Genomic DNA, 23,328 nt, shown 5'->3' on the forward strand with positions numbered 1-23,328 from the left:
CCTTTTCCCTCTCCCCTCCGGGGAGAGGGCTGGGGTGAGGGGCGCGGTTCTTAGTAGCCCATATTCTTCTTCTTCTCTAACTCTTCTTTCGCCGTGTCAGGCAGGTAGAGCGTGGACTTGGTGACCGTCACCTTCTCAGGCATCGTGCCGTCTTTCTTGAATTTCTCCAGCGCGTCGAATGCCGGGCCCGCCATGTTTGGCGTCAGCTCCACGCTGGCGTTGGCTTCGCCGTCGATCATCGCTTTGTAGATGTCCGGCACGCCGTCGATAGAGCCGGTGAGGATATCTTTGCCCGGCTTCAGGCCCGCTTCTTTAATTGCCTGAATCGCACCGATCACCATGTCATCGTTGTGGGCGTAAACCATGCAGATGTTCTTGCCGTTGTTTTCAGCTTTGATGAAGCTCTCCATGACCTCTTTACCTTTACTGCGCGTAAAGTCGCCGGACTGAGAGCGGATAATCTTGATGTTTGGCGCTTTAGCGATGGCCTCAGCAAAGCCTTTTTTACGGTCGATGGCCACGCTCGCGCCGACAGTGCCCTGCAGCTCAACGACGTTACACGGCTTGCCGTCGACCTGTTTCACCAGCCAGTCGCCAATCAATTGCCCTTCCAGCACGTTGTTGGCGGTCACGGTGGTCATATAGAGGGATTTGTCTTTGACGTCGATGGAACGGTCGAGCAGGAAGACAGGGATCTCAGCGTCTTTCGCTTCCTTCAGGACGGGTTCCCAGCCGGTCGCCACGACGGGTGCAATAAAGATGGCATCCACGCCCTGGGCGATAAAGGAGCGCACGGCTTTGATCTGATTCTCTTGTTTTTGCTGACCATCGGCGATTTTCAGGGTAATGCCGCGTTTCTGAGCCTCGCTTTTGGCAACGTTGGTTTCTGCCGCTCGCCAGCCAGATTCAGAGCCGACCTGCGAAAAACCTACGGTTAAGGGAGCGGCCATCGCCATAGACGACATGGCTGCCGAAACTGCTGTGACAAGAAGTAAGCGCTTCCACATATGAGCGTCCTCGTAGGGGTGTTTATTGTTGGTTAAAAGATGTTCTGCGAAATGACTATAGCCCATGAAATATGTAACGAATTGCGTTACATCACACTTCAGAAAAGTGAATAAAACGTTAATCACAAGTTTGTAATCGCTTTCATTTCACCATGAAAAATGCGGCTGAGTTTATGGATTTTTCTGTCATGGAATCGGTCTGAAAAGTGGAGAAAGCGGGGAGAGAAAGCGAAAACAGGCGGAGACATTCAGCGCGAGTTGGCTATAATACCTGCCACTTGTTTACCATCCATTTTAAAGGACACCGACATGAGCTTACTCAACGTCCCAGCGGGTAAAGAACTGCCAGAAGACATCTACGTAGTTATCGAAATCCCGGCTAACGCAGATCCGATCAAATACGAAGTGGACAAAGAGAGCGGCGCCCTGTTCGTAGACCGTTTCATGTCTACCGCGATGTTCTATCCGTGCAACTACGGTTACATCAACCACACCCTGTCTCTGGACGGTGACCCGGTTGACGTGCTGGTCCCAACGCCATACCCACTGGAGCCAGGCTCCGTCATTCGCTGCCGTCCAGTTGGCGTGCTGAAAATGACCGACGAATCCGGTGAAGATGCGAAGCTGGTTGCGGTACCGCACACCAAGCTGAGCAAAGAATACGATCACATCAAAGATGTGAACGACCTGCCAGAGCTGCTGAAAGCGCAGATCACTCACTTCTTCGAGCACTACAAAGACCTCGAAAAAGGCAAGTGGGTTAAAGTTGACGGCTGGGACAACGCAGAAGCGGCGAAAGCAGAAATCATTGCCTCTTTCGAACGCGCAGCTAAGAAGTAATTCTTACTGCTGTTAATGAAGGCCCCGCGAGTCGGGGCTTTTTTGTGCCTTTAAAAAACACATAAACTCCTGACCGTCGCGATCGTGAGCGTTATACATGCTAAGTTTCTTTCTTCAAAGCATAAAGATGGGCTACATAAAGGCGTTTGACTGTTACGGTAAAGACAGTAAATGGCAGTATCTCTGCATCATGACATTCCAGCTTGCCTGGTTTTTGTTTTACTTATGGATCCCTTATCGAAGCGATTATGTGATTCTGCTGTTTTTACTGTTTTTCCTGCCCGTCATTTCAAGCAATACGCGGTGCATAAACTACTATGGCCGTTCACGCGCCTTGTGTTTTTTATGGCTTATTGCCCCGTACATCATGCTGTTCGTTCCTCTGTTTTTAACCCGACGCCGGGATACAGAAGAGAGTTGAAGAAATAAAAAAAACAACGCCACCTCACGGTGGCGTTGTTTTTTTCAGTACTGGTCTCTGTCTAACCAGTTACCGCTTACAATCCGCGTTAACCCTTCGACCGGACGCTGGTAGACGTACATCCACGCACTTCCGTACGGCGTCTGGATCAACTGGCGTGCGTATTCACCGCCCCTGGTGCGCAAGGCATCAAGTTCGGCAAGCGTCGCGTTATCAATACGATAGACTTCACCCTGTACTGTTCCTTCGCCCGGAACCGCGCCTGGATAGTGGCCCAGGCTGTACAACTGGTAGTTCTCGATATTGTAATTCCCCAGCAGCAGGGCATTGGTCATCCAGTGACTGTTGCCTTGCTTGGTTCGTAAACTGCCGTAGACAAATATTCGCATTGCTAAAACTCAAACTGATAGAGCAGATCAAGTGCCTGGTCTACGCCGGACACTGCTTCCAGATATAGCTTGGGCATCAGGCGATAGCGTAACGTGAGAGTTGCCAGTGAGTCAAAGATCCCCACACCATATTTTACCTGCAGACCCGGCAGTACATAGCCGCTGACCACCACCTGCGAGGAGTCACCCACGCCCTGGGTGTCCAGCGCCAGATTGCTTACGCCGAACGTCTCGCCGATTTTACCCACAACCTGCCCACTTTGTGCAACCCCCAGACCCACTAACATCGAGGTCATCGCCGCACTGTCGCTTTGTCCGCTGTTCAGACCTTGTCCACGCAGCAGATAAGAGAGCGCTTCCTGCTGCGACATCGCCGGGTCAGAGAAGATCTCCGCCTTCGGTTCGTCGGCGGAACCGGTGACGCGAACGCCAGCAATGACGTCATCTTCCGTCGCTTCCGGGTTACGAATCGCCTCGATGTTCAGCAGGGGCTGATCCGGTGGACCGGAGAACAGCAGCTCGCCTTTGCGCACAATCAGATCCTGACCATAGGCGTGGAAACGCCCTTCAGGAATAGTGATCTGCCCGTTCAGGCCAAGCCCTTGTTTATCCTGCGCCACTTTCAGATCGCCCGTCAGCCTCGCCTTCAGCCCAAACGCATTCAACCGCACGTTATTTCCCACGTGCACGATGAGGTTACTATTGATCGGTATGCCCGCGCTCTTCTGTTCGACAGGTTTCAGATTTTCATTGAGCATCACTTCATCACTTGAGACGCCGACCGCGCTTTCCGGCACGTCGTGAACCACGATGCGCGCCCACGGCACGTCGACGCGTCCGTCAAGCGTGAAGAGGCTTGGCGTGGCTTCAAAGACCACATCAGGCGAGACGTCCAGGCGCACCATCGGCGGTACGGTGATGCGTACCCGGCTGCCCTTCGCGGCAATTCGGGCGCTCCAGTTGTCGAGCTGGCTCCAGTCCGCGTCGCCGCTCAGGTTGATTTGCCCTTGCTGCGTCAATACCGAGCCGCTCAGCGTCGAGCTCATGCCGTTGAAGTTCATCGCGATCTGGCTGGGCTGCATGTCAAACGGCATGAAGTTACCGTCGATATCCACGCCGCTGAGCCGCATCTGACCGAACAGCTGCGGGCTTTGCACGTTACCGGCCAGGCGCAGGTTAGCGTTCAGCATGCCCTCCGCTTTTTCCCCGCGCGCGAAAATCGGGTTCACCATCGCCAGGTTGAAGTTACGGACGTTGACGTTGCCGCCCAGATTACGCCGTCCCTGCGGATCGGTAATCTGGACCTGCCCGTCCAGCTGACCGTTGTTGGTCAGGCGGATCGTCCACCCCAGCTGCGCGCGATTGTTATGCAGATCGGCACTCAGGTTCAGGGTATCGAACGCCACCGGCAGCGGCGCGTCGTTGACCTCCTGCGTCACCTTCACGTTACGCCCGGACAGCGTGACGCTGCCCTGCGGCAGCCCCTCTTTGGTGGTGTCCCAGGCCACATCGGCTTTCCCGCTGAAGACGCCGCTGGCCTGGGTCGTGTCCGGCATAAACGGCTTCAGCATCGCCAGATCGAAGCGGTTGAGGTTGATCTGCGCGCGCCCTTCCGCACCCGCATCGATGGTCTGCGGCACGCACAGCTCCGCATTCGGGTTGGTCCAGCAGTGTGGCCCAATGCTTATCTTCTGCTCAGCGTTGCGGTAGTCGAGGGCTATGGCGCGCGAGAGCGCCAGCGGCCCGACCGGCGTATTGAAACGCGTGTTATCCAGCGTCCCTTTCCAGCGTTCTTCCTTGCGGTCGAAGCTGCCGGTAAGGTGAAGCTGGCCGGAGACCGGCTCGCCCTGCACGCGCAGCTGGAGGTCGTGCTGCTTCTCGTTCCCTTTGGCGTCCAGGGTGACCAGGTTAATGTTCACGTCCGGCTGAGAAATGCGCTCCACGCGCAGGTTCAGGCTACCGCCGATCTGATCGGTGGATTTCACATCCCCTTCCACGCGGACGCGGGCAACGCTCAGCTCCTGCCAGCGCAGGTTATTGGCGGTAATGTCCGCCAGCAGCTGCGGTGCCTCCACCGTACCGCGCACTTTCACGAGGCCTTTCGCCGTGCCGCCCAGACCCGGCAGGGCGTTATCCAGATTCGGCGCGTCGATGGTGGCGTCCAGATTGAGATCTTTCACCCCCAGCTCGCCTTTGATATCCGCCGTGTTGCGGCCCAGCGCCACGTGCAGCCCCGGGATAACCCACTGCAGATAGCTGTTGCCTTTCACCGAGCCTTCAACGTTAACCTTGTTCTGCTTCACATTCCCGGTGAGCTTGATTTCCGGCACGTCCATCTGCCACGTACCGCCGTACAGGCTGCCGCGGGTTTTAATCAGGCCATCCAGCTTCGAGGGCCAGTCCGGCACCTCTTTGGCGGTGTTAATGCCCGTCAGCTTCAGCTCGCCGCGCCAGCTGATCGCCTGCTGCCAGTCGAGCAGCGCGGTCAGCTCGGTTTTGCCTTCCAGCGCCGCGACTGTCAGCTTGTCGAGGTTGACCTGCTGTTCGTTGCCCTTCGCATCCAGCGTGATATTCGCAGGCGGCACGCCCTGGCCCTTCACCGCGGTGCGGAACGAGAGCGTGTAGTCGGTCATCTTGCCGCTCAGCTTCAGCTTCAGGTCATCGGCCTGGAACTGCTTTTCGCCGGTGAACGGCCAGTAAAGCTGCTTGCTGACAACCTCCAGATTGAGCGGCAGCCCGGCTTCCGCCAGCTGCGTTTGCGCGCGCAGGACCATGTCCACCGGGCCGGAGAGATTCACCCCGACATCCAGCTTATCGCGCAGCGCCCCGCCCACTTTGACCTTCACCTTTTCGCCTTTCAGCGGATCGATGTTAAGCGCGCTGTTCAGCGTGATGTCCACCGGCCAGTTGTCGCGCAGCAGGGCATTCCCTGACGCATTCACCGAGCCCTGGTTGGTGTCGATATCCAGCGCGTCGAGCTTCATGTTGCCGTCAATGCTGCTGACTTTCAGCAGCATGTTATAGACCGTCAGATCGGTATCGCCGGTCAGGCGCAGCTGCTCGCCTTTGAACTCCTCGATGTTGAGGTTCAGCGGCAGATGAACGTCGGTCATTTCCGGCAAGACAGGCTTCGAGAAGAGATCTTTCAGCGTTTCGCCCAGCGGCTTTTCTTCCGGCTGCGGGTTCTGGATCTTCGGCTCGACGATCTCTTCCTGCGCCACGTCGGCCACCTTCGGCAGCGCGATCAGCAAGCCCTGCAGGGACGTCGGCGTCAGGGTCAGGTTTTTCTCCTGCCAGCGCAGGCCGGAGGTGAAATCCATCACCGAAACGGTAGTGTCGTCGATTTTGATATTGACGTTATCAAGCGCGACCCGATAGAGCGCGATCGGGTACGGCGTGGAGAGATTCAGCGGGCCGCTGTCCTCTTCCTCGACCGGCGCAGACTTCGGCATTTTTTTCGAATCTATCGCCACGTTGACGTCTTTAAGCGACAGATCGTTGACGCAGAGCTTGCTGTCGCGCAGGCAGCCCAGCTTCACCGCCAGGTGGAACTCCCCGGCGTTCACCGCCACGCCCGGCTGCTCGTAGCGGATATTCTTCAGACGCAGATCGCGCCAACCGCCCGTTACCTGGCCAATCTCCAGCCCCGGCACCCAGCGGTTCGCAGCGTTAAACAGCAGATGCAGCCCGGTCGTCGTTCCCACCAGAAACGCCACCGTACCGAGCAGCAGCACGATAAAAATCAGCACCCCGAGGCTTATTTTCTTCCATAAACTCATAATTCAGGCCCCAGACCGATGTAAAACTGTAATCCGTGCTCTTCTTTGTCGCCGACAGGCACGGCGAAGTCGAGCTTGATGGGTCCGACGGGTGACTGCCAGCGTACGCCCACGCCCGCGCCGGTTTTGAAGTCGCTGCGGCGGATATCGTTCACCGCTTCGCCACCGTCAACAAACATGGCGCCCCACCACTTTCCGCTGACGTTGTACTGATACTCCAGCGATCCGGTCGCCAGTTTTGATGCCCCGGTCAGCTGGCCCTTTTCGTTCTCAGGCGAGATCGATTTGTACTTATACCCACGAATGCTGCGGTCGCCCCCGGCGAAGAAGCGCAGATCCGGCGGAACGCGCTCGAAGTCTCCCGTTTCAATCCAGCCGAGATTGCCGCGCATCACAAAGCGGTGTTTGTCGTACAGCGTGCGGATCCAGACGTTTTGCGCCTGAATCACCGAGAAATCCACGTCGGAGCCCCAGGCGGAGTTGGAATAATCGATGGAGTAGCGCTGTGAGTCGCCCCAGGTCGGCATCAGGCCGCCGCGCGAGCGGGTACGGCTGATCATCACGCCCGGATAAAGCAGCATGGTGGTATTGGTGACGTTGGCCTGGGTAAAGTGGTCCAGGCTCCAGCGCAGGTTAATGGCGCGCTGCCAGCCGCTGGAGAGATCCCAGAAGCGGGAGACCGCAAGGGTCGTCGAGTCCTGCTTTGTGTCGTTCAAGTCGGTGCGCTTGAAACCGCCCTGCACAAGGTAATATTGCTCAAGCGGGTTTTTCAGCAGCGGCATTTTATAGCTGAAATCCAGCTGCTGCTCGGGCGCAGAGAGGCTCAGGCTGGTGGTCAGGCTGTGACCGTACGAGTTCATCCACGGCTTTTTCCACGAGGTTCTCACGCGTGGTCCAACATCCGTCGAGTAGCCAACACCGGTCTCAATGGTGTTCTCGGTGCGCGGCGAGACAACGCCATGCAGCGGCAACACCTTCGTTTTGCGAGACTTATCAAATTCCGGTGCGACAACCACGGAGTTAAACCAGCCGGTAGCGGAAAGACGACGGTTCAGTTCCGCCAGGTCCCTCGACTGGTAGTAATCCCCTTTTTTGAACGGCACGAGGTTTTGCAGATACTCTTCACGAATTTGCGACCCTTCAAACGTCACATCGCCAAAGCGATAGCGTTCTCCGCTGTCATAATCGATATCCCAGAAGGCCTGACGCCGATCCAGCGCAATCCCTAGCTGGCTTTTATTGAACTGGCTGTCGAAGTAGCCCTTACGCAGGGAAACGTTCGTCAGCTCTTTTTTGAAATGATCGTAGTCACCGTGGTTAAGCACGGTACCGATTTTCGGCCGCGTGCTGAGCAGGTCCAGGTAATCCCGGTCGGTACGCGCCCCGCCGCGCAGAATGACGTTCGTGCCGCCAATCAATACCGGCTCACCCGGCGAAACGCGGGCAATAAGAACCTGGCGCCCCTTCTTTGGCGGCGGGCGGAGATCGAAATCAATGGTGGGTTCGTAATACCCCAGCGCTTTCAGCCCTTCACGGATGGCGTCATCGACGCGCGCGCGAAAACGCCGGTCCGGCGTCACCTCATCACTCTGGATGGTCGACAACTGCGCACGCACGTTTTTTTCCAGCGCCCCGGATAACCCCTCAACCTGCAAACGGACATTCGCCGCGCTGGCAATCCCGCTTGTCAGCAATACACTGACTAAACATAACTGGCGGATTTTTGTCACGTTTTCTCCTGAATATCCCTGTTTCCACCCTGGAAGCAAATGAAGTACCGCTCCGCGGCAAAATACGGCCTGTTGGCCAAAAACCCAAATCACGGGTTGAAAACGGGTGTAACACCCAAATATTTCTTATGATTAAATCTAGACTCATTCAGCGCATTTATTGTGTTCAATTAAACGCTTCGTGACAACCTTAACCGAAACATCGCACCCCGGGAGGCCCCATCGTGAGTTTATTCGACAAAAAGCATCTGGTTTCACAAACTGATGCATTACCGGGACGCAACCCCCCTATGCCTGTGGCGACCTTACACGCCGTCAATAACCATTCCATGACCAACGTGCCGGAGGGAATGGAAATCGCCCTGTTCGCCATGGGCTGCTTCTGGGGCGTTGAGCGCCTCTTCTGGCAGCTGCCCGGCGTTTACAGCACGGCGGCTGGCTACACGGGCGGCTACACGCCGAATCCTACCTATCGCGAAGTCTGCTCCGGCGAAACCGGGCATGCGGAAGCGGTACGCGTGGTCTATGACCCTGCAGTCATCAGCTACGAGCAGCTCCTGCAGGTCTTCTGGGAAAACCACGACCCGGCGCAGGGCATGCGTCAGGGCAACGACCACGGCACACAGTACCGTTCGGCTATTTATCCGCTCACGCCCGAGCAGGATGCCGCCGCGCGCGCCAGCCTTGAGCGTTTCCAGCAGGCCATGCGTGAAGCGGGCGATACGCGCGAGGTGACGACGGAAATCACCACCGCGAAACCGTTCTACTATGCCGAGGACGATCACCAGCAGTATCTGCATAAAAACCCGTACGGCTACTGCGGTATCGGGGGCATCGGCGTCTGCCTGCCGCCACAGCTGGCCTGATTATCAGCCGTTAAATCGTCGCCCGTACCGGACAGCGCCACGCTGTCCGGTCTTTTTTATGCCAAATTGTGACCTCTGGCAGATTTACATCTCTTTACGCTATACTACCCGCTGAAATAATCGGCTCAACGCTACGAGCTGATTTTCAATGTGTTTTCACACAAATGGTATCAACTCCCCTTCTGAGGATCTGGCGAGAAGCCGGATAAACTATGTTAAACAGTATTTTAGTAATACTTTGTCTGATTGCCGTCAGCGCGTTTTTCTCGATATCTGAGATCTCGCTGGCCGCGTCCCGTAAAATCAAACTGAAGCTGCTTGCCGATGAAGGCAACATCAATGCCACCCGCATCCTGAAAATGCAGGAAAATCCCGGGATGTTCTTCACCGTGGTGCAAATTGGCCTCAACGCGGTCGCCATTCTCGGCGGTATCGTGGGTGATGCGGCGTTTTCCCCGGCGTTTTATAGTCTGTTTGTTAAGTACATGTCCGTTGAACTGGCCGAACAGCTGAGCTTTATCCTCTCCTTCTCGCTGGTAACCGGCCTGTTCATCCTCTTTGCAGACCTGACCCCGAAACGCATCGGTATGATTGCGCCAGAAGCTGTGGCTTTGCGTATCATCAACCCGATGCGCTTCTGTCTGTACGTGTTTCGTCCGCTGGTGTGGTTCTTCAACGGCCTGGCGAACGTCATTTTCCGCATCTTTAAGCTGCCGATGGTGCGTAAAGACGACATCACCTCTGACGACATTTATGCGGTGGTGGAAGCCGGCGCGCTGGCCGGGGTGCTGCGCAAGCAGGAGCACGAGCTGATTGAGAACGTATTCGAACTGGAATCCCGTACCGTGCCGTCTTCCATGACGGGCCGTGAAAACATTATCTGGTTCGATTTGCATGAAGATGAGCAGAGCCTGAAGAACAAAGTAGCGCAGCATCCGCACTCTAAGTTCCTGGTCTGTAATGAAGATATCGACCACATCATCGGTTACGTCGACTCCAAAGACCTGCTGAACCGCGTGCTGGCAAACCAGAGCCTGGCGCTCAACAGCGGCGTGCAGATCCGCAATACCCTGATTGTGCCGGACACCCTGACGCTCTCAGAAGCGCTGGAAAGTTTCAAAACCGCCGGGGAAGACTTCGCGGTTATCATGAACGAATACGCGCTGGTGGTGGGTATTATCACCCTGAACGACGTGATGACCACACTGATGGGCGACCTGGTTGGCCAGGGGCTGGAAGAGCAGATTGTTCAGCGTGACGATAATTCATGGCTGATTGATGGCGGCACACCGATTGAAGACGTGATGCGCGTGCTGGATATCGACGAGTTCCCGCAGTCCGGTAACTACGAGACCATTGGCGGCTTTATGATGTTTATGCTGCGTAAGATCCCGAAACGTACCGACTCGGTGAAGTTCTCCGGCTACAAGTTTGAAGTGGTGGATATTGATAACTACCGCATCGACCAGCTGCTCGTGACCCGCATCGACAATAAACCGACCGTACTGGTACCGAAGCTGCCGGACGCGGAAGAGAAGGTGTCGGCGTAAAGCGCCAGCCTCTACAAACATCAACGGCTCCCATTGGGAGCCGTTTTTTTTAACTACTGCATAGCACGTTGGTTAAGCCATCTCAGTCTGCAGACGAATAACCTGACGGTTGACTTCGGACATCACAGACAGGTGCTGTTTGTCCTTCACTTTTGGGACAAGGATCTTGCCCTTATCAAACTCAAAAGCGCCAACATCCTTGATATACAACCGTCCACGGAACAGGATCTTCACGTACTTCGCCACCTGAAGCGGGTTGTAGCGTTGGAAAATTTTCATTCTTGTATCTCCTGCGAATCATACGCTCTTGCGGTGCCACAATCGGCCCGACTGTCCTGAGCGCAAATTTTAATGCCCAATGACTATAGACCAGAACTACGGTGTTACCCAGTGTGCATAAGTTTATTTACCGTTTGATTACAATTATTCAGAATAATCTTTGCAAAGCGTGACCGGGCGCAGTATAAGCCGTCGTTTTTTCATGGATATGTGCGTTCGCCCGCAAACTGGCATCGGGATTGCGGGAAAACCCCATTGATCGCACTTATGATTAAAAGCGCAAGACCAAGTGGTCGGATCACCTGCAAACAATAAGGAAACGCCATGACCCTACGTAATATCCTTGCAGCAGCCTGCCTGCTGCTGCCACTGTGGGCTTCCGCTCACAACATTGAAAAAGGACAACGTGTACCGCCAGTCGGCATTGCTGACCGGGGAGAATTGATTCTCGACAATGATAAGTTTAGCTACAAAGCCTGGAATAGCGCGCAGCTCGCGGGCAAAGTGAGAGTTGTACAACATATTGCCGGTCGTACATCCGCAAAAGAGAAAAATGCTACCCTGGTGGAAGCGATCAAGGCCGCAAAATTCCCTCACGACCGCTACCAGACGACCACCATTGTTAACACCGACGACGCCATTCCGGGCTCCGGGATGTTTGTGCGCTCAAGCCTTGAGAGCAATAAAAAGCTCTACCCGTGGTCGCAGTTTATCGTCGACAGCAACGGCGTAACCCGTAAGGCCTGGCAGCTGGAAGAAGAGAGCTCCGCGATTATCGTGCTGGATAAAGAGGGCCGCGTACAGTGGGCGAAAGACGGCGCGTTAACCCAGGAAGAGGTGCAGCAGGTTGTCGACCTGCTGCATAAGCTGCTGGCTCAGTAAATAGAGACGCGGAAGCCGGGGTTGAGGAAGGATTCGCGCGGGGTATAGTCCAGCGGCTTGCCCTGCCAGTCATGAACATGCGCCCCGGCGGCCGCGGCAACGGCATGACCTGCCGCGGTATCCCAGACGTTGGTTGGCCCAAAGCGAGGGTAGAGCTGCGCATGGCCTTCCGCCACCAGGCAGAATTTCAGCGATGAGCCAATCGAGGTGGTCTGGTGTTCACCCAGCTGCTGCAGGTACTCCTGCAGCTCGCTGTCGCTGTGCGAGCGGCTAATCACCACCAGCGGTGGACGCGCATCGCGCACCTGGATCTGCTTGCGCACGCCGCACTCTTCCTTCCACGCCTTCCCTTCTGCAGCGCTGTACATCACCTTCATCACCGGCGCGTAGACCACGCCCAGCACCGCTTTGCCCTTCTCAATCAGGGCGATATTGACGGTGAATTCACCGTTGCGCTTGATGAACTCTTTTGTCCCGTCCAGCGGATCGACCAGCCAGTAACGCTGCCAGTGCTGGCGCTCGTCCCAGCTTTGCGGCGCTTCTTCTGACAGAACGGGGATATCCGGCGTTAAAGCCTGTAATCCTTTCAGGATCACCTTATGCGCCGCGATATCCGCCGCCGTGACCGGAGAGTCGTCGGCTTTGCTGACCACCTCCATAGGTTTACTGCCGTCATACACCTGCATGATGGCATCTCCCGCATCCCGTGCGAGCTGACAAATTTTAACTAGCATTTTCCACCTCTTTGTTAACGCAGTGAGGTTAACTCTTTGTTTTAGTTATATCGTAATGTGAACAATTCCGCTATCTGTGAAGCAATTCCGGTTTCAGGTGACTTTTTTCTGTCAGGATTCACATTTCTGTAAGCAACAAGCTATAGATACATACTCTTTTGTGCTCTGCATCGAAAAAAGGACTCCTCTGATGATTAAGTTTAGTGCAACGCTTCTGGCGACGCTGATTGCAGCAAGCGTACAGGCGGCGACGGTAGATCTGCGTATTCTGGAAACGACCGATCTGCACAGCAACATGATGGACTTCGATTACTACAAAGATACCCCGACGGAAAAATTCGGTCTGGTACGCACGGCAAGCCTGATCGATGCGGCGCGTGGCGAAGTGAAAAACAGCGTGCTGGTCGACAATGGCGATCTCATTCAGGGCAGTCCGCTCGGGGATTACATGGCGACCAGGGGGCTGAAAAAAGGCGAGATCCATCCTGTTTATAAAGCGATGAACACCCTGGACTATACCGTCGGCAACCTCGGTAACCACGAATTCAACTACGGTCTGACATACCTGCACGATGCGCTCGCCGGTGCGAAATTCCCGTACGTTAACGCCAATATCATCGACGTTAAGACGCAAAAGCCGCTCTTTACCCCTTACCTGATTAAAGAGACAAACGTCGTCGACAAGGACGGCAAAAAACAGACGCTGAAAATCGGCTATATCGGCTTTGTGCCGCCGCAGATCATGACGTGGGATAAAGCCAACCTCGACGGTAAAGTGACCGTTAACGACATCACCGAAACCGCGCGGAAATACGTGCCGGAAATGCGCGAAAAAGGCGCCGATCTGGTGGTCGTTGTCGCCCACTCGGGCCTCTCCGCCGATCCGTATCAGGCCATGGCAGAAAACTCCGTTTACTATCTGAGTGAAGTCCCAGGCGTCGACGCGATCCTGTTCGGCCACGCCCACGCGGTCTTCCCGGGCAAAGATTTCGCCAGCATCAAAGGAGCGGACATTGAGAAAGGGACGCTCAACGGCGTGCCTTCGGTGATGCCGGGCATGTGGGGCGACCATCTTGGCGTGGTGGATCTGGTGCTGAATAACGACGGCGGCAGCTGGAAGGTGACGCAGTCAAAAGCCGAAGCGCGCCCGATTTACGACGCTGCGGCTAAAAAATCTCTGGCGGCGGAAGATAAAAAACTGGTCGACGTGCTGAAGCACGATCACGACGCCACGCGCGAATTCGTCAGCAAGCCGATCGGCAAATCCGCCGATAACATGTACAGCTTCCTGGCGCTGGTGCAGGACGACCCGACCGTTCAGGTCGTCAACATGGCGCAGAAAGCCTATGCGGAACACTTTGTGCAGGGCGATCCGGATCTGGCAAAACTGCCGGTCCTGTCAGCGGCTGCGCCATTCAAGGTGGGCGGGCGTAAGAACGACCCGGCAAGCTATGTTGAAGTCGAAAAGGGCCAGCTGACCTTCCGTAACGCCGCCGATCTCTACCTCTACCCGAACACGCTAGTGGTGGTAAAAGCGACGGGCCAGGAGGTGAAAGAGTGGCTGGAGTGCTCTGCCGGACAGTTTAACCAGATTGACCCGCACAGCAGTAAGCCGCAGTCGCTGATTAACTGGGACGGCTTTCGTACCTATAACTTCGACGTGATCGACGGCGTGAACTACCAGATTGACGTCACCCAGCCGGCGAAATATGACGGCGAGTGTCAGGCTCTCAACCTCCAGGCTGAGCGCATCAAAAACCTGACCTTCAACGGCAAGGCGATCGACCCGAATGCCACCTTCCTGGTGGTGACCAATAACTACCGCGCCTACGGCGGTAAGTTTGCCGGTACGGGAGATAGCCACATCGCCTTTGCCTCGCCGGACGAGAACCGCTCGGTGCTGGCGGCGTGGATCAGCGCGGAGTCGAAGAAGGCGGGCGAAATTCATCCGGCGGTGGACAACAACTGGCGCCTCGCGCCGATCCACAGCGATACGAAGCTGGATATCCGCATAGAAACGTCGCCGTCCGATAAGGCAGCCGCGTTTATCAAGGATAAAGCCCAGTATCCGATGAAGAAGGTCGCAACGGATGATATCGGGTTCGCGATTTATCAGGTGGATTTGAGCAAGTAAAAACAAAACGGCAGCATACGTTGCCGTTTTTCGTGTTTGTTCCCTCTCCCTATGGGAGAGGGGTCCTCAGTAATTTTCCAACTCGAAGCGATGAATATTTCTTCAGAAAAATTAATGAATTGCAGCGATGCCCTGGTCCGGCTGTAAATCGCCGAAGCGTTTCCGCAAGGCCGGGGCGAGGCGCAAGGATGCGCCGAGAGGGCGTGGCCTGCAGGGATGCAGGCTCATGCCCGACCCGATAGCCTGAAGGAATAAGCTGAGGGCACCGCGAAGCGGCGATTTACCGCCGGGAGCCCGGGTCGCCAGGGCGGCGGCGATTGAGCCGCCCTGGCACGTTCCAAGGCCATGTCGTTAAAGAGTAGCAAGGAACATCAAGTGGACGGAATGACCACCAGAGTTATATGTTCCCCCTCACCCCAGCCCTCTCCCTCAAGGGAGAGGGGGTCGCCCACGCAGGCATTAGGTCAGGGTGAAGACATCAGGCCGCGCGATCGTCCCGATTCGCCATCACCTTCGGCGTATTCACCTCAATCCAGTCCGCCAGCGCGGCGACTTTCTCGCTGACCTCAATCCCCATCGGCGTCAGGCTATACTCTACGTGCGGCGGCACCACCGGATACGACACGCGATCGACAAACCCGTCCTGCTCCAGCGCCTGGAGTGACTGGGACAGCATCTTTTCGCTCACCCCGCCCATTTTACGGCGCAGATCGCTAAAGCGATGCGTTCCCTGGCGCAGGGCCAGCAGAATCAGGACACCCCAGCGGCTGGTCACGTGTTTGAGCACCTCGCGTGACGGGCACTGTTCCGCGAAAAGATTGCCATCGCGCATTTGTTCGCTGAGCGTCGGTATCGTTGTTTTCATACTTACCTTTTTGTACGTACTTACTAAAAGTTAGCTATGGTGCTAGTGTGCCACAACACCAGACAAACACGAAGGAGATTCATCATGATCGCGATTACCGGTGCTACCGGCCAGCTTGGCCATCTCGTTATCGAACAGCTGTTGAAAACCGTACCGGCCAGCCAGATTGTGGCCATCGTACGTAACCCGGCGAAAGCGCAGGCCTTAAGCCAGCAGGGAATTGTCGTTCGCCAGGCGGACTACACGGATGAAGCCGCATTCACCGCCGCGCTGAGCGGCGTGGATAAGCTGCTGCTGATCTCTTCCAGCGAAGTCGGCCAGCGCGCGACCCAGCACCAGAACGTGATTAACGCCGCCAAAACGGCAGGCGTGAAATTTATCGCCTACACCAGCCTGCTGCATGCGGACAACTCACCGCTGGGTCTGCACGTTGAACACGTTGCCACTGAAAAAGCGCTGGCGGCGTCCGGCATCCCTTATGCCCTGCTGCGCAATGGCTGGTATACCGAAAACTACCTGGCGAGCGCGCCGCCTGCGCTGGAACACGGCGTGTTTATTGGTGCGGCAGGCGAAGGCAAAATTGCCTCTGCCACCCGCGCCGACTATGCCGCGGCGGCCGCCAAAGTGATTGCTGAAGAGGGCCACGCGAGCAAGGTCTACGAACTGGCGGGCGACCACGGCTGGACGCTGAGCGAACTGGCGGCTGAACTCAGCAAACAGAGCGGGAAGCCGGTAACCTATCAGAATCTCAGTGAAGCGGATTTTGCCGCCGCCCTGAAAAGCGTCGGCCTGCCTGCAGGGCTGGCAGATATGCTGGCGGACTCGGATGTGGGTGCGTCCAAAGGGGGACTCTTTGACGATAGCCATACGCTGAGCAAGCTGATCGGGCGCGCAACGACGCCGCTGGCGCAGAGTATTAAAGCCATTCTTTAACGGTGTCACCGTTCTTTCCTGCGGCCGGGTGATTTCCCTTACCCGGCCCGCTCATATTTATTAATAATAAAAACAGATATAACGATTAAAAGTCCGGGTATTCTTTATCCGTTGCGTACGTTATCGGTTTTTCAAATCCGGGAATGGTGATGCCATTCGTATCAATCTTAATATCTTCCTCATTTATCCCCTGCTGGCCGAAAAGATAAATGACATTAAGTTCCCCCTGCGACGCCGCCTCGTCGTAGGCGTTAGCCTGACGTCGCACCTGGCGGTTACGCTGCTGATAATTCGCAAACACCGTTTCCCCATAGCGTTTGCGCAACCATTGATGGGTAAGCTTTGGCGAGTAAACCACCCCCGTGGCATTATTACCGCCAAAGCCTTTTGAATTAATAAAGGCGATTTGTCCCTGGCCTTCCTTTAATTTGCAGTCCTGAAGAGGAATGGTTAAGCGCGCATTGTTCACCTGCGGCGCGATGTGGGACACGCTTTTAATTCCCGGCAAAATACCATAGCGGAAGACGCCGAGGCAGCTGATTAGCTGGTCGCCGCTGGCGGGGCCCAGAGAGTGTCCGAGATACGATTTCACCGCCGTCACCGGCCAGTCGCGAATCGAAAAAGCTTGCGCAACGCGATCAAAAATATCCGCCTCGGAGACGCAATTCTTCGGCGTGCTTGAGCCGTGCGCCTGAATAAACGATCCCTTCTGCACCGTCTCTATCCCGGCCATCGATACCGCAGAGGCTACGGCTTTCGCCACGGTGATGTAATTCCCCGGCCCCGGTGACGCAATAGAGCGTTTAAAGCCGTCAGCGTTGATGAAGACATTCCCCACCGAACCGTGGATCTCTGCGCCAAGTTGCAGCGCCAGCTCGTCGTCCATTAGCACGACATACTGGCTGGATTCTGCGATAACAAAACCGCAGCTGTTGCCAAACGGGCGGCTGCTGTTGCGCCAGTCGGCCGTTTCCGTTTCATCAGTGTGCTTAAGCTTGCTCTCCGTTGCCAGGGCGCCCATGGCATCGAATCCTTCAATCACTTCTGAGGTGACCGGCGCTTCGGCGCTGCCAACGACGGCTACGCGAATGCGCCCCGCTTTGATATCTTCGACTGCCGCATTCAGGTTATACAGAAACGTGGCGCACGCCCCCAGCGTGGCGCTGGTATGACCGACGCTACCCAGCACATACGCATTGAGGAAATCGGCGCACATGCTGTTCAGGCCCAGCGGGCACTGTTTGGCGCTGGCGCGATGGCCTTTCAGGCGCGACTGCAGCATCCCGCCAAAGCCATAATCGTCGAGCTGCCCCATGATATTGCCCGAATAGACGCCGAGCTGATCCGGCGTGATTTTGTCCTGTATCTCTCGCCACGGGATCCCCAGGGCGTTGATGGCGTCTGACGCTCCGACAATCGCCATCTGTAACGCCCGCGGATGGAACTGTGAATTGTAATGATCGCCCGGACGGAATCCCTGCGGCAACAGCCCTGCAGCCTGAACCTCCGTGCGCAGCAACGCCTCAATTTTGCAGTCCATCTCTCCCTGAACGGTAATACGGACGCGCCGATCCGCTAATTCCTCAACGTGCCATCCCGCCGGTAAGGGTTGAGGTAATTGCCTGGCAGATATATTAAAACTGAATCCCTCTTCGCCTGAAGCCATATTCAATTTTGCATGGCTGGCAATAGCATCGACATCAAAATAGTCGCGCGTAATTTTTCTGATAAGGGTTCCCTCTAGCACCTCGTCTTTTATCCTCGCGGCAGCCTGAGCAGGTGTGAATCTTTTACCGGAAATATCGTAATGCCCACCTTCATCATATTTAAGGACGCCCATCAGGATGGCTAACGATAATAAGGTATCCTGCTGTTCCTCTTCCGATAATGATTCAATAATCATTCGACGAAATGCATGATGTGAAGAACTACGACCAGCTGGACTATAGCCGCCAAAAGCCGTTATTACGGGTAATTTCACCATAATTTATTCTCTCGTGGTCGTGGATTTATTTTATTAAGCAAGTGCGATAATTTCAGATATTAGTTTACAAATCACCAACAAAAGCTAATATGAAAATCCAGCCAAAACGCTGACTTTTTTGGCCACGGCAACGATGAGCTACCAAAAATAATAGTCAAAACAGGTATTAATCAAAAATGACAAATACACAAATAGGATTTGTGTTATGTGAACGCATGCTAAGTTCCGGTCTCAGTCTTCCGATTGAAATGTGGAAAGCGGCAGCCAGTAGCTATTTAGCTGAGCAAAAAACAACATCCCACGCAGGCACGCACAAACCGGAGAAGTCGCCCTTCAGGCTCTGTCGCCCGGAGAATATTCTGAAGGTGAATACCATTGGCATAAACAGCGAGCCCATTCTGACGCACAGTGGTTTTAGCATTACCGCCGATACCACCCTTGCCGCAGACAGGCACTATGACGTGATCTATCTTCCTGCCCTGTGGCGCAACCCTCGCGCGGTGGTCAGACAACAGCCTGAACTTCTGGAATGGCTGACCGAGCAGGCCGCGCGAGGAACCCGCATCGCCGCCGTCGGAACGGGCTGCTGTTTTCTGGCGGAGTCGGGATTGCTAAACGGAAAGCCCGCCACCACCCACTGGCACTACTTCAAACAATTCTCGCGCGACTACCCCAGCGTAAAATTACAGACAAAACATTTTCTCACTCAGGCCGATAATATTTTCTGCGCCGCAAGCGTTAAGGCCCTGTCCGATCTGACGATCCATTTTATAGAAACGATATACGGGAAACGTGTAGCCACACATACTCAACGGACATTTTTCCATGAAATTCGTAGCCAGTTTGAACGCCAATGTTACAGTGAAGAAAACAAACCCCATCCGGATGAAGATATTATTCAAATTCAAATCTGGATAAAAGCCAACTGCGCCTCGGATATATCCATGCAGAATCTTGCAGATATGGCTGGCATGAGTTTGCGCAACTTTAATCGCCGCTTTAAAAATGCCACCGACATGTCCCCACTGCAGTATTTATTAACCGCCAGAATTGAATCCGCCATGACAATGCTGCAATCCACCAATCTGTGTATTCAGGAGATTGCAAATGCGGTTGGATATCAGGATATTGCGCACTTTAATCGCCAGTTTAAGCATAAAACAACGGTTTCACCGGGGGATTACCGTAAGACCGTCCGGGCAAAGATGTTTAGTGCATAAATTCCGGTCATCTCTGATAATGAAAAGATGACCACGAGGAGGCTCAACGTGCAAGGCGTACCTGAACAGTTTAATGATGAAAGAGACAGCGCGCGCTTTCGCCATCTGGCGCAGTTGCCGGGTCTGGAGCTTTATCACGCGCATATTTCTGACTACGCCTTTGAGCCGCACACCCATGAAGCCTTCGGGATCGGCACGATTGAAACCGGTGCCGAACGCTTTCGCTATCGCGGTACCCAGCATCTCGCGGCGGAAAAATCCGTCGTCACCATGAACCCGGACGAGATCCATACCGGCGAATCCGCCACCGAAGGCGGCTGGCGCTACCGGATGGTCTATATCGAACCCGATCTGCTGGAAGAGGTGACCGGCCTCCGGCACTGGTGGTTTAGCGATGTCACGCGTCATGACCCGCTGCGCTCGCAGCAAATCGGCAGGCTGATTTACGGATTGTGGCATACGGACGATCCGCTTGCGCAAAAAGGATTACTGCTGGATCTGATTGAGACCTTCCAGCCGCTGGCCCATCACGCGCCGGTGATTCAGGAAGGCGCGCACCGCTTCGAACGCGTGCGCGAGTACCTGCACGACAACTATATGCGCGCCCTGACGCTGGACGAGCTGGCCAGCGTCGTTTCGCTCAGCCCGTACCACTTCCAGCGCCAGTTCAAAGCCCATTTTCACGTTACGCCGCACCAGATGCTGATGGCCATTCGCCTCTGGCGCGCCAAAGCGTTCCTCACCCACGGCATGCCGGCCGCCGAAGTGGCAGCCGCGACCGGGCTGACCGACCAGTCCCATTTAACCCGCGCGTTTACCCGCCGCTACGGCATTACGCCCGTGCGCTACCAGAAGCAGGTCACCCGGCGCTAATGCGCAATCTCATACAATACGCGCGCATTTTCCCCTCCTACACTGCATGCAGCGTAAATACCTGTGGATGGAAAAATGATTAGTGGAGTGTTGTATGCCCTGCTGGCCGGGATGATGTGGGGGCTGATTTTTGTCGGACCGCTGATCGTGCCCGAGTATCCGGCAATACTGCAGTCGACCGGACGTTATCTGGCGCTCGGGCTGATTGCCCTGCCTCTGGCGTGGCTGGGACGCGCGCGCCTGCGTCAGCTCAGCCGTCAGGACTGGTGCACCGCGCTGGCGCTGACCATGATGGGCAATCTTATCTACTACGTTTGCCTTGCGAGTGCCATTCAGCGTACCGGTGCGCCGGTATCTACCATGATTATCGGCACGCTGCCGGTCGTCATCCCCGTCTTTGCTAACCTGCTCTACAGCCACCGCGATGGCAAACTGGCGTGGTCAAAAATGGCGCCGGCGCTGGTATGCACCGCCGTGGGGCTGGTATGCGTCAATATTGCCGAGCTGCGTCACGGGCAGGCGGATATTGACCTGTGGCGTTACGGTTCTGGCATTGTGCTGGCGTTCATTTCCGTGGCGTGCTGGGCATGGTATGCCCTGCGCAACGCGCGCTGGCTGCGGGAGAACCCGGACAAGCACCCGATGATGTGGGCGACGGCGCAGGCGCTGGTCACGCTGCCCGTCTCGCTGGTGGGCTATGCCGGGGCGTGCATCTGGTTAGGCCAACAACAGCCAGACTTCGCTCAACCTTTCGGGCCAAGACCCTGGGTGTTTGTTGGCCTGATGGTTGCGATTGCGGTGCTGTGCTCATGGGTGGGCGCGCTGTGCTGGAATATTGCCAGCCAGAAGCTGCCGACGGTGATTTTAGGGCCGCTGATTGTCTTCGAAACCCTGGCCGGACTGCTTTATACCTTCCTGATGCGCCAGAGCGTGCCGCCGCTATTCACGGCCTGCGGCATCGCGCTGCTGGTGGTGGGAGTGGTGATGGCGGTAAGAGCGAAGCCGGAAAAACCGAGGGTCATTCCGGCGTCGGAGGCGTGATTTTTGCCGGGTGGCGGCTCCGCCTTACCCGGCCTACAAGAAGCCGTTTCGTAGGCCGGGTAAGCGCCAGCGCCACCCGGCATGATGTTAAAACGTTTCCCAGTTCCCTTCAGACGCCGCCGCTACGGGCTGCGCTTTGGGCACGTAGGTTTTCACCGGCGCCGCTTTGACCGCCTGGTTGCGGGTGATTTTGAACACCGCCACCGCTTCGTTCAGGCGGGCAGCCTGATCTTCCAGCGCCGCCGCCGCGGCCGCAGATTCCTCTACCAGCGAGGCGTTCTGCTGGGTCACGCGGTCCATCTCGGCTACCGCCTGGCCCACCTGGTCGATACCGCGGCTCTGCTCGTCAGAGGCCGAGGCGATTTCACCCATGATGTCGGTGACGCGGGTGACCGCATTGACGATCTCTGCCATCGTCTCCCCGGCTTCGTTAACAAGCTGGGAGCCCGCGTTCACGCGCTCGCCGGAATCATCGATCAGCGCTTTGATCTCTTTCGCCGCCTGGGCGCTGCGCTGGGCGAGAGTACGCACTTCCCCTGCCACCACCGCAAAACCACGGCCCTGCTCGCCCGCGCGCGCCGCTTCCACCGCCGCGTTCAGCGCCAGGATGTTAGTCTGGAAGGCAATACCGTCGATTACGTTAGTAATTTGCGCGATTTTACTGGAGCTGGTGGCGATTTCGTCCATCGTACGCACCACGCCTTCAACCACGTTACCGCCCTTCTTCGCCGTAGAGGAGGCGTCCAGCGCCAGACGGGAAGCCTGACGCGCGTTATCGGCGTTCTGCTTCACGGTTGCCGTCAGCTGTTCCATGCTGGCTGCCGTCTCTTCCAGAGACGCGGCCTGCTGCTCGGTACGGGAAGAGAGGTCGTTGCTGCCGGCAGAAATTTCACCGGCACCGGTGTAGATGGTATCCGCACCTTCACGCACCACGCCCACGGTGTTCGCCAGCGAGGTCTGCATCTCCTGAACGTTGCGCGCCAGGATAGCCATTTCGTTCTTACCTTCAGCCTGAATCGGCTGGGTTAAATCCCCCGCCGCAATGGCGCGAATATGGTTAATCACCTCTTCCAGAGGCAGCAGCAGCACGCGGCGCATGGCTACCCAGCTGGAGATAATCACCACAATCACCAGCAGCATAACCGCAGAGAGGATCCACAGGATGCGCCTGTAGTCGCTTTCATTGTCCTGGATGCCTTTATCGGTAAGCGTTGCCTGCGCTTCACGCCATTCACGGTAAACCGCCTGCATCGCGGTCTGCTTTTGCTCCGCGTTCTGCTTGAACATGTCTTCCAGATTGCCCTGGCTCAGCAGAACGTTCATTTGCGTCAGCGTTGAGGAGTAAATGCGGTACTGCTCTTCCAGACGCTTGGCCAGGTTCTCGTCCAGGCCCGGCGTATTTGGCAAGGCATAGTATTTATCGTAATGGACCTGCGCATCGGCGAGCAGATTTTTCGCCGTGTTGACCAGCTCATTGAGCTGCCCACCGTTAATCTGAGAGGCCATGCTGCTTTGCAGACGCAGCATCCCGCGGTTCAGCGTCACGCGCGCCTGGTTCAGACTGATCCACGCATCGGTAAACTCCGCCACGTTCTTGCTGGAGAGCTGCGACACGGTGAAATTGTCTTTATCGTTATTCAGCGCGTTGATAAAGATACCCGCGGAAATCACTTGCATGATGCCGAGCACAAGCAGCACCGAAATCAGAAGGGTAATGACTTTTATACGTTTAAACATGCGTTGCCTTTGTTATATGCAGGTTTGTCTGACGTGGATATATCGGCAGGCGCGGCGGGTTGTT

18 protein-coding genes are annotated in these 23,328 nt (G+C 55.9%); 9 read left to right on the top strand and 9 right to left on the bottom strand.

Annotated features, from left to right (window positions below; all coding sequences use genetic code 11):
• Nucleotides 1-50 precede the first annotated feature (50 nt).
• A complete protein-coding gene (gene ytfQ / locus SPH27_RS12235) occupies nt 51-1,007 on the bottom strand; it encodes a galactofuranose ABC transporter substrate-binding protein YtfQ (RefSeq protein ID WP_014882271.1) in 957 nt (318 codons plus the stop codon).
• 309 nt (nt 1,008-1,316) lie between these two features.
• On the opposite strand from ytfQ, the gene ppa reads away from it, so the two are divergent.
• Entirely contained in the window at nt 1,317-1,847 is a 531-nt protein-coding gene (gene ppa, locus SPH27_RS12240; RefSeq protein WP_010427397.1) for an inorganic diphosphatase, read from the top strand.
• 465 nt (nt 1,848-2,312) lie between these two features.
• Here the strand turns inward: ppa and SPH27_RS12245 are convergent, their stop codons facing one another.
• Genes SPH27_RS12245 through tamA form a run of 3 tightly spaced genes read right to left on the bottom strand, consistent with a single transcriptional unit; the run spans nt 2,313 to nt 8,166 of the window.
• Nucleotides 2,313-2,657, bottom strand: coding sequence for a gamma-glutamylcyclotransferase family protein (locus SPH27_RS12245; RefSeq protein WP_014830431.1), 345 nt, complete (start codon nt 2,655-2,657; stop codon nt 2,313-2,315).
• A gap of 2 nt (nt 2,658-2,659) precedes the next feature.
• Complete coding sequence (gene tamB / locus SPH27_RS12250; protein WP_182072207.1) at nt 2,660-6,436, bottom strand: autotransporter assembly complex protein TamB; 3,777 nt, start codon at nt 6,434-6,436, stop codon at nt 2,660-2,662.
• Nucleotides 6,433-8,166: an autotransporter assembly complex protein TamA gene (tamA, locus tag SPH27_RS12255; RefSeq protein ID WP_033144487.1), complete on the bottom strand. Its 1,734-nt coding sequence runs from the start codon at nt 8,164-8,166 to the stop codon at nt 6,433-6,435. Before tamA ends, tamB begins: the two co-directional genes overlap by 4 nt.
• A 224-nt stretch (nt 8,167-8,390) precedes the next feature.
• On the opposite strand from tamA, the gene msrA reads away from it, so the two are divergent.
• Together msrA and SPH27_RS12265 are read left to right on the top strand one after the other, a co-directional pair.
• Nucleotides 8,391-9,032, top strand: a complete 642-nt coding sequence (msrA, locus tag SPH27_RS12260; protein WP_322435694.1) for a peptide-methionine (S)-S-oxide reductase MsrA — start codon at nt 8,391-8,393, stop codon at nt 9,030-9,032.
• A gap of 212 nt (nt 9,033-9,244) precedes the next feature.
• The gene (locus SPH27_RS12265) at nt 9,245-10,582 is read left to right on the top strand and encodes a hemolysin family protein (RefSeq protein ID WP_032662457.1); all 1,338 of its coding nucleotides are present in this window, start codon (nt 9,245-9,247) and stop codon (nt 10,580-10,582) included.
• Nucleotides 10,583-10,654: 72 nt separating this feature from the next.
• Here the strand turns inward: SPH27_RS12265 and SPH27_RS12270 are convergent, their stop codons facing one another.
• Nucleotides 10,655-10,861: a DUF1107 domain-containing protein gene (locus SPH27_RS12270; protein ID WP_024551446.1), complete on the bottom strand. Its 207-nt coding sequence runs from the start codon at nt 10,859-10,861 to the stop codon at nt 10,655-10,657.
• 324 nt (nt 10,862-11,185) lie between these two features.
• Between SPH27_RS12270 and SPH27_RS12275 the strand changes: the two genes are divergently transcribed.
• Entirely contained in the window at nt 11,186-11,743 is a 558-nt protein-coding gene (locus SPH27_RS12275; protein WP_047059492.1) for a YtfJ family protein, read from the top strand.
• On the opposite strand, the gene cysQ is transcribed toward SPH27_RS12275, so the two are convergent.
• Nucleotides 11,737-12,477 carry a 3'(2'),5'-bisphosphate nucleotidase CysQ gene (cysQ, locus tag SPH27_RS12280; RefSeq protein WP_182072209.1) on the bottom strand — a complete coding sequence of 247 codons (741 nt, stop codon included), beginning with the start codon at nt 12,475-12,477 and terminating at the stop codon, nt 11,737-11,739. The two genes, SPH27_RS12275 and cysQ, sit on opposite strands and share 7 nt — an antisense overlap.
• A gap of 190 nt (nt 12,478-12,667) precedes the next feature.
• On the opposite strand from cysQ, the gene SPH27_RS12285 reads away from it, so the two are divergent.
• Nucleotides 12,668-14,611 carry a bifunctional 2',3'-cyclic-nucleotide 2'-phosphodiesterase/3'-nucleotidase gene (locus SPH27_RS12285; protein WP_182072211.1) on the top strand — a complete coding sequence of 648 codons (1,944 nt, stop codon included), beginning with the start codon at nt 12,668-12,670 and terminating at the stop codon, nt 14,609-14,611.
• Between the two features lie 478 nt (nt 14,612-15,089).
• Here SPH27_RS12285 and SPH27_RS12290 read toward each other — a convergent pair whose 3' ends face one another.
• Entirely contained in the window at nt 15,090-15,476 is a 387-nt protein-coding gene (locus tag SPH27_RS12290) for a winged helix-turn-helix transcriptional regulator (RefSeq protein WP_023331869.1), read from the bottom strand.
• A gap of 84 nt (nt 15,477-15,560) precedes the next feature.
• Between SPH27_RS12290 and SPH27_RS12295 the strand changes: the two genes are divergently transcribed.
• Nucleotides 15,561-16,409 (top strand): SDR family oxidoreductase, encoded by an 849-nt coding sequence (locus tag SPH27_RS12295; protein WP_182072213.1) that lies wholly within the window; start codon nt 15,561-15,563, stop codon nt 16,407-16,409.
• Nucleotides 16,410-16,494: 85 nt separating this feature from the next.
• On the opposite strand, the gene SPH27_RS12300 is transcribed toward SPH27_RS12295, so the two are convergent.
• A complete protein-coding gene (locus SPH27_RS12300) occupies nt 16,495-17,949 on the bottom strand; it encodes a beta-ketoacyl synthase (protein ID WP_259346774.1) in 1,455 nt (484 codons plus the stop codon).
• 620 nt (nt 17,950-18,569) lie between these two features.
• Between SPH27_RS12300 and SPH27_RS12305 the strand changes: the two genes are divergently transcribed.
• The 3 genes from SPH27_RS12305 (at nt 18,570) to SPH27_RS12315 (ending at nt 21,527) form a co-directional block, all read left to right on the top strand.
• A complete protein-coding gene (locus tag SPH27_RS12305) occupies nt 18,570-19,613 on the top strand; it encodes a GlxA family transcriptional regulator (RefSeq protein WP_039261045.1) in 1,044 nt (347 codons plus the stop codon).
• A gap of 48 nt (nt 19,614-19,661) precedes the next feature.
• Nucleotides 19,662-20,486 (top strand): AraC family transcriptional regulator, encoded by an 825-nt coding sequence (locus SPH27_RS12310; RefSeq protein ID WP_182072217.1) that lies wholly within the window; start codon nt 19,662-19,664, stop codon nt 20,484-20,486.
• A 75-nt stretch (nt 20,487-20,561) separates the two neighbouring features.
• The gene (locus tag SPH27_RS12315) at nt 20,562-21,527 is read left to right on the top strand and encodes a DMT family transporter (protein ID WP_182072219.1); all 966 of its coding nucleotides are present in this window, start codon (nt 20,562-20,564) and stop codon (nt 21,525-21,527) included.
• Between the two features lie 87 nt (nt 21,528-21,614).
• Here SPH27_RS12315 and SPH27_RS12320 read toward each other — a convergent pair whose 3' ends face one another.
• Nucleotides 21,615-23,264: a methyl-accepting chemotaxis protein gene (locus SPH27_RS12320; protein WP_045888470.1), complete on the bottom strand. Its 1,650-nt coding sequence runs from the start codon at nt 23,262-23,264 to the stop codon at nt 21,615-21,617.
• Between the last annotated feature and the right edge of the window lie 64 nt (nt 23,265-23,328).

The organism is Enterobacter sp. A103 (assembly GCF_034427535.1).
In the GTDB taxonomy this organism is placed as follows: domain Bacteria; phylum Pseudomonadota; class Gammaproteobacteria; order Enterobacterales; family Enterobacteriaceae; genus Enterobacter; species Enterobacter asburiae_B.